This is a genomic window from Pseudoalteromonas sp. meg-B1 (assembly GCF_003173795.1).
In the GTDB taxonomy this organism is placed as follows: Bacteria; Pseudomonadota; Gammaproteobacteria; order Enterobacterales; family Alteromonadaceae; genus Pseudoalteromonas; species Pseudoalteromonas undina.
Window position 1 is genome coordinate 1,635,505 of record NZ_QGQU01000001.1, and the last position, 11,216, is coordinate 1,646,720.

At 36.5% G+C, this 11,216-nt stretch carries 9 protein-coding genes; all 9 read right to left on the reverse strand.

Going from position 1 to position 11,216, the window contains the following annotated elements; genetic code table 11:
• Positions 1-17 precede the first annotated feature (17 nt).
• The gene (locus DK924_RS07790; RefSeq protein ID WP_109874797.1) at positions 18-539 is read right to left on the reverse strand and encodes a polysaccharide biosynthesis/export family protein; all 522 of its coding nucleotides are present in this window, start codon (positions 537-539) and stop codon (positions 18-20) included.
• Positions 536-1,750 (reverse strand): outer membrane beta-barrel protein, encoded by a 1,215-nt coding sequence (locus DK924_RS07795; protein ID WP_109874798.1) that lies wholly within the window; start codon positions 1,748-1,750, stop codon positions 536-538. Before DK924_RS07795 ends, DK924_RS07790 begins: the two co-directional genes overlap by 4 nt.
• The gene (locus tag DK924_RS07800; RefSeq protein ID WP_109874799.1) at positions 1,734-3,137 is read right to left on the reverse strand and encodes an undecaprenyl-phosphate glucose phosphotransferase; all 1,404 of its coding nucleotides are present in this window, start codon (positions 3,135-3,137) and stop codon (positions 1,734-1,736) included. Before DK924_RS07800 ends, DK924_RS07795 begins: the two co-directional genes overlap by 17 nt.
• Positions 3,138-3,327: 190 nt before the next feature.
• Positions 3,328-3,726, reverse strand: a complete 399-nt coding sequence (locus tag DK924_RS07805; RefSeq protein WP_109874901.1) for a 3-phosphoshikimate 1-carboxyvinyltransferase — start codon at positions 3,724-3,726, stop codon at positions 3,328-3,330.
• Between the two features lie 110 nt (positions 3,727-3,836).
• On the reverse strand, positions 3,837-6,068 hold the full coding sequence (locus DK924_RS07810; RefSeq protein ID WP_109874800.1) for a choice-of-anchor A family protein: 2,232 nt from the start codon (positions 6,066-6,068) through the stop codon (positions 3,837-3,839).
• A 670-nt stretch (positions 6,069-6,738) separates the two neighbouring features.
• Positions 6,739-7,659, reverse strand: a complete 921-nt coding sequence (locus DK924_RS07815; RefSeq protein WP_109874801.1) for a glycosyltransferase family 2 protein — start codon at positions 7,657-7,659, stop codon at positions 6,739-6,741.
• A 167-nt stretch (positions 7,660-7,826) separates the two neighbouring features.
• Positions 7,827-8,714, reverse strand: a complete 888-nt coding sequence (locus DK924_RS07820; RefSeq protein WP_109874802.1) for a polysaccharide pyruvyl transferase family protein — start codon at positions 8,712-8,714, stop codon at positions 7,827-7,829.
• A gap of 1 nt (position 8,715) precedes the next feature.
• Positions 8,716-10,194 (reverse strand): oligosaccharide flippase family protein, encoded by a 1,479-nt coding sequence (locus DK924_RS07825; protein ID WP_109874803.1) that lies wholly within the window; start codon positions 10,192-10,194, stop codon positions 8,716-8,718.
• A gap of 208 nt (positions 10,195-10,402) precedes the next feature.
• Positions 10,403-11,167 (reverse strand): family 16 glycosylhydrolase, encoded by a 765-nt coding sequence (locus DK924_RS07830; protein ID WP_181388754.1) that lies wholly within the window; start codon positions 11,165-11,167, stop codon positions 10,403-10,405.
• Between the last annotated feature and the right edge of the window lie 49 nt (positions 11,168-11,216).

The following is an 11,216-nucleotide window of genomic DNA, read 5'->3' on the forward strand; positions in this document are numbered from 1 at the left end:
TTACTGCCTTAAACTGCTTAAAACAAGCGCTGTTCTATTTTTATGGTGTCACCCGCTGCAATTTGGCTGTTTAAACTACCTTTTTGTTGCTGCTGTTTGGTTTGCTCTTTAAAAATAAATATTTTATCAACTGAGGCACGCTCGGTTAATCCGCCGGCTAATGCTATTGCTTGGTTTACCGTCATAGCAGGTTGGTAAGGGTATGCGCCTGGTTCTTTAACCTCACCATGAATATAAAAAGGTCGATACTCTACTACCTGCGCATATACATTAGGGTTAACTAAGTAATCAGGCTGTAGCCCCTCACTGATAGTTTGCTCAACTTGCGAAACACTTAAACCCACAAGTTTAACCTTACCTAAAAATGGGTAGTTAATCTCACCGCTATTACCAAGCAGTGAGGTTACATCTAAATCAGGCTGGCCAAATACTTTAATTTCTATTTTGTCACCCGCACCTAAAATGTAGTTTTGCGAATCGTTCGCAAAACTACAAAAGCTCAGTAATAATATTAAGCCCGTTAAAATTTTAACCTTCATTCATTTCCCTTTAATGCAAATGTAAAGTTAAGGCCAACAATTACGCGGTCAAATTCAATATTAGTCTGGGTAGAATTGCGATCAATAAAATCAACATAACCGGTTACCATACCAAAGTTACTGGCTAAGTAGTTTAAACCTAGGCGAGCATTTTTAACTTTATCTTTACGGTTTAAGTTACCTGAATATTCTTGGTCAACATAATTAGCACTTACTACAGAGCTTAAATACTCGCTCCAATCATGCTGCCAAGTTGCACCATAAACACTTTCGCGAATGTAATCGCCTTCTAGTAATGGGTCTTTAGCGGCACGGCTGGTCACTAATTGTAGGGATGAGTAAGAAAGCGGCTTCCAAACAGCGGCAGCTTCCCAACTTAAACCACTAAAGTTATCACGTAAGTTCGACTCGAAATCTTTATTTTGATAACCTACTTTAAATGAGCCAGTAGTAACGGCTGTGGCTTCCCACTCCATACCTAATAATACTTTTACGTCGTCTGAATCGCGGGTAATACCGTTTGAGTCAACTACATCGTATTGATAGTTTTCTTGCTTAACTTCTAAAAAGGCACGCGTACCAGCTTGGGTGTTATAATAACCTGTAATACCCAACATCGGTTTATCGTAATCACGGTACTGCGATATGGCCGTAAAATTTTGGTAATTTTTGTTATAATAACCTGCCGTTAAAGCAACCTGAGCTTTAGAACTTTCTGCGCCATATTCATAACGAGCAGTTAGGTTTTGTTGCTGATAATTTACAAGCTCATCTAGTGCGCTGCCCTGGCCTTCAGTTAATCCGCCACCACGTGGCTCGTACAACCAGTCGGCATCGCCAGTAACATCTAAACGGTGTTGGCTAGTAAACTCTTTGTGTACACCTGCACCCAAGTTTACTTGAGTAAAATTATCGGTAGTGTCTTTGTTATGGAACGACGTGCTTGATGCAATATCAAATTTATAGCTATCAGGGCCGTCTTCAATAAGCGCTTCTAAACTCGGCGCTATATTCCATATTAAACGCGACTCGGTATTTTCTGGAGTGCTAAAAAAGTTGTCGTTGCTACTTACACCCAGCTGCAGCATAGGTGTAACCTCAGCGCCATCTTTTGTCATTACACTGCCTGGCTTTAATTCTACTGCCAAAGCCGGTGCTGATAAGCCTAACGCAACGAGTAAAGTGGTAATTGTATTAGTACGCATTTTCACTTTTAAATCCCTTAAAAATTGTCATAAAAATTATTTTTACATCAAACCATAAAGACCAATGTTTAATGTAATGTAAGTCGTATTCAACTCGCTTGGCCATTTTATCTAAAGTATCGGTTTCGCCGCGCCAGCCGTTTATTTGTGCCCAACCGGTAATACCCGGTTTGGTTTTATGCCTAAACATGTAAAATTCTACTTTTTTTCGGTATTCTTCGTTGTGGGCAACCGCATGGGGCCTTGGGCCAACAATAGACATGTCACCTTTTAAAACATTTATAAACTGCGGCAGTTCGTCAAGGCTAGTTCGGCGCAAAAAGCCACCTAATGGAGTTATGCGGGCATCATTTTTAGTTGCCTGAGTCACCACGTCACTATTTTCAGTCACAGTCATCGAGCGGAACTTCCACACTTTTATTTTTTGCCCATCTAAGCCATAGCGATCTTGCTTAAATATAATAGGCCCTTTAGATGTCAACTTTATTGCGGCAGCAATAATCACTAAAACGGGGGCAATAAGGGTAACAATAATAGACGAAACAACTATATCTTCTGTTCGCTTTATAAATTCGTGAGTACCAATACATGGGGCTTCAAACACACTTAACGTATCTACATCACCAACATGTTCAATGCGAGCATGTATTAAATTTGAGAGTAAAAAGTCTGGCACTATGTGCACATCTACTGTGGTATCGCCCAACTGTAATAAAATGTCGGCTATACGTTTTTGTGCTTTCATAGGGAGTGCAATGTAAAGTATGTCTATGTCGCCATTGCGTGCTGCATCTACCGCACTTTGTATACCACCCTCAACGCTCTGCTGTTCAAGTTGTTCAAACAAACGCTCTGGGTTTCTGTCGTCGTAAAAGCCTTTAAAGTTAAAGCCTAGCTCATCATGTTTTGCAATTTCAGTATGTAAGTATGCAGCAGACTCAGTAGCACCAATGATGGCTACATTGCGTTGCGATAGTCCTAGTTTACGGCGATTGCGCTTATACAAATACACACCCAAACGCCAAATATATAAATACGAAACACTAAGCATAAACCAAATAGCTATTCCCACTCGAGAGAGCGATTCGCTAAACTTAAATAGAAAAGAAATAACCAGTAAAAATGCAAAAGCAATTAAAACACTGCCCCATGCGCACAACACCATAGTTCTAAACTTACCCGCACGCCAAGAGCGATAGGTAGAAAACAGCTCAGCACTGTATAAATAGCTTAAGGCAACAGTTAATGCTGAAGCAGCATAAATAGGAGTGAGTTTAAAATTGTAGAGTAAGGCTGCGCACTGAAAGGCTAAAAACAACGCAAATATGTCGAATAATCGGTAAAAATTGGCATCAGAGGAACCTGAAGATTTAAAAGTCCTTGGAGATGTCATTTTGCTTAATTCCTTATAGCTAATTCAGCGTGAGTAGAGCCCCACAAAATCCACGGGGATAATATAGTATTAGCCAATTTTGTTCAATTACTGATTCCGACAAAAGTACTAAAATTCATGTTTAAATCTTTTAGCTTATTTTGGCTTTGTTCATTAAGTATCAAAAACAATACTCGTATATTATTTAAGTTTAATTAAATAACCCCTTAAACCAACTCCAAACCCCAAATGAATATCCATCAAATATATCAACTCCCAATGCTGACTTAATCAAATATAAAACCAGCAAAGTAAATAAAATAGTAAAGGTGACTACCAAACTTAAAATTATTGCTTGAGTAAATCTTGCTACTTTTTGCTCTTTTATACTTAATTCGCGCCTGTTTCGCCCTGCTAAAAAAACATAATAATACCGATATTTAAAAAACTTTACTACGCCTCTGCAATCAACAGCATGATTACCCCACTGCCTAGCACCTATGGCTATTTTTAAATGCGCTAATTGTTCATCAGTAAACGTAGTTTGAATGTTTTTAGGCATTCGCTCTAATAAACTTCTAATAGCTGGGTCTTGCTGTAAATTCGACAAAAAAACCTCAAATTCAACGTCATTATTAATTGCCAATTATTTAAAACAACTATTTAATAATAAAAAGCCAATTAAAACTTAATTGGCTTTTTATTTGCTAAAAGTACTTTTTATTTAAGTGTACTAGAGCGATAGGTATTGTTATTTAACCAACTTGGTAACTCATAAGTTGGTACCTTACCATCTTGGCTAATGTTAGTTTGGTGGTACGAGTGTTGGTTCCAAATGCGAGTTGCATTTTTCCAAGGCTTGCTATTATCAGCAGCACCATACACTGTTACACCATTGTTAATGCTATAACGGCTATCGTAATTGTTAGATACAGTAATCAGCTCAGCATTATCGTCACCCTCTAGGTCAACCACCATTGGGTACTCCCAAAGTGTTGCACTTGAGTTAGCAACAGTCGACAACACCTCACCATCAACACCATTGAGTACCCTTACTGTTGAGTGGTTTTGAACAATAACCTCATCAATGCCATCGCCATTGAAATCGTAAGCGCTGACACCTACTTGCCCACTACTATCAGAACTTGGAACAGACCAAACTAATTGGCCATCGTTATTGTACATATCAATTGCAGTAAAGCCTGAATAAACTATACCTATATTCTTAGCGCCTAAGAAATTAGATATGGCCTGAACACCGCCTCCAGGATTAGATAAGTTATTTACTTCCCATTTAACATTACCATTCGCCTCTAGCGCTACGAAACTGCTTTTTTCTGGAACTGTGCTCCAGGCAGGAATAGATAAAATAACTTCTGGCTGGCTATCATTATCAATATTTGCTACAGATGAGAACCATACTTCTTTTTCGCCAACATATGACCAAAGTTCTACACCATTAGCATCGTAAAGCTTACCTCGAGCTAACACCTCCTGAACACCATCGTTATTTGCATCAAAAATAACAGAAGATGGAGACCAGTCTGTACCGAATTCAAACAATGCACCTGTATCATAATTGTAAACAGCATTACCGAGTGTAAATTCTAAAGAGCCATCATTATTAATGTCTGCCACATCAATATTACCAACTAACTTAAAGTTATCTGCATTTACTTTTGTTATTTGCTTTTTGATTGCACCTTTATTATCTATTACTGATATTGCTCCATTACCATTATCACCATCCCAACGACTTGCAACGACAACTTCAACAATACCGTCACCATCAAAGTCTGCTGCTGCTGGAGAATATGTTGCATCTGCTTTAATCGCGCCTTGAGAATAATCCCATATTTCAGACCCATCAATGCCGCTCAAGGCTCTTACAATGCCTCTAGAATAGCTTTTATTGAAAGTTACAACAACAACATCAGCTACATCGTCGTTATTAATAACGCCGTCGTTATTATCATCATTCAATTGTGCAACAACAGGAGTTGCCATTACTTGGTTATATTCAGGCATAAAGTCGCTTGAATTCCAGTGCCATTTTTGTTGCATTGCAAATGGAGCGATTGGCTCAGCAACTGATGGTAGTTCGCCATTGAATTCGCCACCTAACAGTGCCATAGAGCCTTTAAAGCTTTGGCCAATAATTGGCATTTCAGCCGTACCGTATGCGCCCTTAATGTCAGCGTAAGGGGCAAGTATTACACCCTTCCAACGGTTGCCTTTAATATTAAGTTTTTGCGTATCAGGGAAGTTAAACACGGTTTTACTCGCGTGGCGGCGTAAATGCCAAAAACCCTTACCGCGCACATGTAAATCAGCACCACCTGTAATATTAAAAATTACAGTTGCATCGCTTGGTATATCCCACACTTTAAAAGTATGAGCACGGGCAAAATCACGGCCATCAATATTAAACACTTGTCTATCTGAACTACCGTCACCTTGAAGGTACAAACCACCCCATTTACGGTAAACTGTACCTGTTTGACTTAACTGGTTTAACTCGGCGCTTAAGCTTTTGTAATACTCTTCTTGTTCATCAAAGCTAAATGGCATGGCCGATTCATCTTGGTTAGAAAGGATTTTAGAACCCCATTCCATACCCCAGCGTACACCCCAATGAATGTCAGTACCGCCACCAGCAATCATGCTACCTACATATTGGCGGCCGTATTTAAATTTTATGCTTGATTCACTAATTAAATAGTATTCATCGCGATTGTAAGGGCGAGTATAACCTACACTATAACCTTGAAGATCGATTTCGCCTGCGGCAATTGCACCATCAGCACGCCCAAAATGCGATTTAAAATCGTCAAAAACAAATGCTGAAAAGTTATTGGCTACGCCTAAGTCTGCAGCCAGAGTTGTAGAGCTGGCTAAAGAAAGTGCGATCACTGCACTTATCTTTTTAAATTTAAGTGATGAGTTAGTCATTTTTTCCCTCGAAAATGAAAAGTGCATTATAGGCACCAAGATTGAGTCATTTGTTTAATGAAAGTTAATTCATCAAGCTCTTGGTGAACATTATATACACAAATAAAACCAAAAGGAATGAAAAACACTACGAAAGTACTAATCCCCCACCCCTTGAAAAGGAACAAAAAGCTAAAATCAATAACTTAGAGTAAGTTAAAGTCAAAAAAATAATTAAAAATAACAAATAAGAACCCAAAAGTACTGCTATATGTTAATTTTTTGTTGCATTAATTTTGGCGCTTATTATTAAATACTAAAAACAAACTAAGCCAGAAAACTTACATCATAATTTTTATTGATTTAAATTTAATATTTTAAAATGTAGTTAAAAAAGGTATTTCTTAAGAAAAGTCTGAGTTGTTAATTAATCATATTTAGTCTTTTATCTGACCGGTATGCCAATTACTGATTAAGGTATTTTATATTAAAATTTAACTGAAGAGGTTGAATAGAAGCCATTTACGAATACTTGTTGTTAGCCATTACTTTATAGTGACAAACACATAAAAATTATTATTTTATTTATCGACTAAGAACTGGGCAATACAAACTCCACGCTTTGCACAACTTATTCCAAATAATATAAATAGTTGAGATTATCAATAACAACTATTTGGTCATAAGATTTTTACCAAAAGAATAACCTTTTCTTAATGGGTAAACTTAGCAACATAGCACTAGAAGGGTTATTGAGAATGTTAAGTAAAGCAGGAAAAAATTGGCGTGTTTTAATTTGTTCTACCAACAATAAATAATAATAAGCTCGGTTTAAGTTTTTATCACGAGCTTGCTGTGCGCTTAGCGCTGATTCTATTAACTGATATTGTTGCGTAAACTTCTTATCAAAGCATAGCAGTTTACTAATGTGCGTCACTTCCATTTTACTTGATATAGAACCATCACGAATAGTATAAATATAACCTGCCTGATCAAGTACGTGTGCATTTGCACCATTTGCCAAGCAACTCGCTAAAAAGTAATAGTCTTCACCAATTCTAACTTCAGGCCAGTATTGAACACCCTTTTCTTTAACAAACTCATTTTTAAATAAAGGTTTAACATAACCTGTTGATTTAATATTTGAAAATACTAAATTAGTTTTTATAAGAAACGATAAACTTAAATCACCTAAGGGTAAGTCAGATGACGAATAAAAAGGCTTAGTAATAACACCGTCACTATTTAATTCACAAAAATTATCAATTAAAACATCAGCGGTTACAGGAGCCGCACTCAGCATATTTGTTAACCTATTTTCGTGCATTACATCATCTGAATCTAATACAGCAATCCACTTTCCTTGCGCTGCAGCAAAGCCGATATTTCTCGCAGCGCCAGGGCCACCATTTTTATCAGAACGAAGTAGCTTAACGCGTGGATCTTTAACTGATTCAACGACAGCACAAGTCGAATCGTTTGAAGCATCATCAACCACTAACACTTCAACAGAAACTCCTTTCTGTGACAAAGCAGAATTGATCGCGGTTAAAATAAAATCCTCTGCATTCCATGCAGCAATTACAATTGAAACATCAATAGCGTTTGACATTATTAATCCTAAATAAATTACATATACTTACTAGCACGGCCTTTACTAAATAAGCCATAAAAAACCAACCCCATGAGATAGATCACACAAAGAATTTAACAACGAACTTTTAGGGGCTAACAAATGATAAGAGACAAGCATCTAGTTAACAGTAGAGCTAAAGAGCCTCAATCAAAAAAATTAACTTTACAATATTTCGATAGTTTTTCTAATGCCATTTCTGACTTTTCAATAAAAATGTTATCTTTGCTCATCTGTCCGTGATTTTTAGCAAGCATTAATAATTTTTCAGCTGCTCTGTCGATAAAATAAGAATTAGTAAAACTTAATAGGCTACCTAATTGCTCACTGCGTTTACCTAATCCTTGCTTACCCGTTTTATGTGACCATAAATCTTTAATGGAAGAGCTTGGCATAGCGTTAAAGTGAAGATCGATTAACATTGATTCTGACCAGTCAAACCACTTGTTCCTATGTAATGGAAATATGGGCTCTAATGCCAACCAAGGTACTCTCAGCGTATCAGCTAAAATTGCTCCGTGCATAGCTTCTGTTATTAATAATTCAGTTTGCTGTATAGCTTGTAATGAGGCCAACACGTTTGGATCTGTTGGGTCTATATAATTAATCCCTGCCTGTTCACACACTAGTTTCCAATTACCTCGATTAATACTTTCCCAATGAGGCATAAAACTTACTTTGTATTTTTTAACCTGAGCTGGCAAATTCATAAACCGAGTTAAAATAGCAGCATCAGTAATGGCTAATTTGGGGTCTAAATTTAATGCCTTCGCTGTTCTGGGTCCGCGCACAAAGGCAACATCCCAGCTGCCATCTTGTAAGTTAGGTTTACCAGAGTACCCTCCATACCCTGAACCCATAACAATCTTTTTAGAGTTTGGTGGTAAATAATCCCACAAAATAGAGCCAACACCTAAAAAAAGCTCTTCCTCATTGTCATCAAAAAAGCCAGGAGCGATCAAAGCGTCCCACAAAATGTTATTTAAGTCATCACCAAAATTGGGAATGTCGCCTTTATAAAAAGTAAGTTTCATATTATTGAATGTCCTGAATATTAAGTTTTTTAGCAAGCCTGATTAAATGGTGATTTTTTGGCAGTAATATTAACCCAATGTTAACTATTCTTTCTTTATCAAATAAAAACAACTGGACTAAATAGGTTATAAAAAAAATGGAGGCTGATACGATTATATCTATTAATACTAAATTAGATGGTGGAATAAACAACATTAGCGCCCAAGTTATAATTCCAGATGTAATACTGCAAACTAAAGGAAATATAAAACTGCCAACATACTCCTTTATATCAAGTGATAGCAGTTGGCATGATTTCCACATAGATAATGAGCAATACAAACACTTACCAAATATTAGCGTGATAAGTAAAACATTTAACCCCCAGTAAGCACTTGCAGCTGTTAGCGGAACAATCACTAATGAAACTTTAACTTGTAACTTAAACCACCATTTGGCATGGTTACTCAGTACAATAATATTTTTTTGTGGTATGCCTAAAATAATGAAAATAAAAATAACACAAAAGACTTGAAATACTAATGCTGCATTTAGCCATTTTTCTGTAAATAACATTAAAAATATTTTTTCACTACTAATAAAACAAAAAGTAAATAGTGGAAATAAACACAGCACTGAAAGATAAACAGAGTTCATAAATGCCTTTCGGAACTCTATCAGGTCTTCTTGCTTTTTTGCTAAAATCGGGAAACTGATCTCATTCATAGTTCCAATGAATATGTCGTTTATAATATTAGAAAGTCTCTGTGCCACGTTATAAAAGCCTAGTTCTCGTTTCCCAAGAACACCACCTATAATGACTGATTCATAATGATTTAACGCTGAAGTAACCCCGTTAGTGAGCGTGGAATATATAGCAAAACTGTTAAGTTTTACTATGCTTGCCAGTGAAAACTGAAAATTAACTAGTTTTCTGGTGGGCAAGTATACGGCTAAAAAGTTGGCAATAGACAAAACAGCTTGCGCCCAAATTAAAGCCCAAACACCAAAGTCTAACAACAACAGCACAATAATAATAATCGCAGATATAACCGCTGAACATATTGTACGCAGAGCAATTAAGGAATATAACTGCTGTTTTAATAAAACTATATTTAATGTATAAAACAGCCCATCAAAAATTAACTTCAAACATAATATAGTGATCGCTAAATTGAATGTTTGGCTTTGAAACTCAAAAAAAGAAAGCAAAGAAAAAGCGACAATAATTGCAGACAAAAATAGCGAAGCTGCCAAGTTTAGCCAAAAAATACTGCTTATTGTAAGTGTATCTTCAATTTGATATTTAATTATTGCATCACGCCAACCCGCTGGCATAAAGCTACTGACAATAAAAACAATTGCTAATGCAAGCGCTACCAGACCAAAGTCTTCAGGTGCAAGTATGCGTGCCGTATAGGCAAAAACACTAAAATTGATTAAAGGCGGGAAAAACTTGCTAAAAAACAACCATAGAATCCCTTTAGATGAGCTTCCCATTAGTAAGTAATTCTATTCAAAATAAATATCATAGTTCCATCTTTTTCATTGGTTTTTCTAAATAAAAGTAATAAACAATGGCCTTACCATATTTATTTTTTACAGTTAAATTACTTATAAAAGTTAAATTTTCATTTAATGTTGAAGTTTCGACAATTACTTTTTTAGTTATCTTTCAAAATACAAAATATTACTTAAGTGAACGCTATTACTCATAGATTCTCACATAGTCAATTACAAATTGTTGCGGGAAAATAGTGTTATCTATGCCTTTTTTTCCACCCCAGCCTCCACCAATAGCTAAATTAATAATTAGATACATTGGTTGGTCAAATGGCCAAGAGCTAATGGTATTGTCTTCTTTCTGGTAGCTGTAATGCAGTAAATTATCAATATAAAAATCAATGCGTTCGGCAGTGCGCTCAACACTATAGACATGAAACTCATCTTCAAGATCATTAACTTTTACAAAATCATTAGCGGCGTTACCTTTTCTATGATTTCGCGCATTTGTGTGAATAACCGAGTGAATCTTATTTGGTTCAAAACCAACATACTCCATAATGTCAATCTCACCACACATCGGCCAACCCACTTGTTTTATATTACTACCAAGCAACCAAATAGCAGGCCAGACACCACGCCCCTGTGGTAGCTTAGCTCTAACCTCAATTCGACCATATCCAAAGCCTGGTAAGTGCTCAGTGGTTAAGCTGGCCGATGTATAGCTATCTTTTGGCTGTTCATCAAACAAATACTGCCATAGATTTTCTGGTTTTTTAGCAGGTTGATAATGCGACTCTATTATTAAAAATCCATTTTCTATTCGGCTATTTGAGCTATTTGCTTTTTCATATCGTTGAGCTTCGCCATTACGAACATACCCTTGTTCGTAATGCCATTTACTACTATCAGGTAGCCCATCAACGTTAAATTCATCATTCCAAATTAAGCTTCCAACACCTGCAAACACGCTCTGTGAAAAAAAAAGACATAAAAATAGTGAGGTAAAAAAACGGAAA

Excerpts from the sequence above, each read along its gene's own strand:
- DK924_RS07790 (WP_109874797.1), bottom strand. The coding sequence starts at position 539 with ATGAAGGTTAAAATTTTAACGGGCTTAATATTATTACTGAGCTTTTGT.
- DK924_RS07800 (WP_109874799.1), bottom strand. The coding sequence starts at position 3,137 with ATGACATCTCCAAGGACTTTTAAATCTTCAGGTTCCTCTGATGCCAAT.
- DK924_RS07810 (WP_109874800.1), bottom strand. The coding sequence starts at position 6,068 with ATGACTAACTCATCACTTAAATTTAAAAAGATAAGTGCAGTGATCGCA.
- DK924_RS07815 (WP_109874801.1), bottom strand. The coding sequence starts at position 7,659 with ATGTCAAACGCTATTGATGTTTCAATTGTAATTGCTGCATGGAATGCA.
- DK924_RS07820 (WP_109874802.1), bottom strand. The coding sequence starts at position 8,714 with ATGAAACTTACTTTTTATAAAGGCGACATTCCCAATTTTGGTGATGAC.
- DK924_RS07825 (WP_109874803.1), bottom strand. The coding sequence starts at position 10,194 with ATGGGAAGCTCATCTAAAGGGATTCTATGGTTGTTTTTTAGCAAGTTT.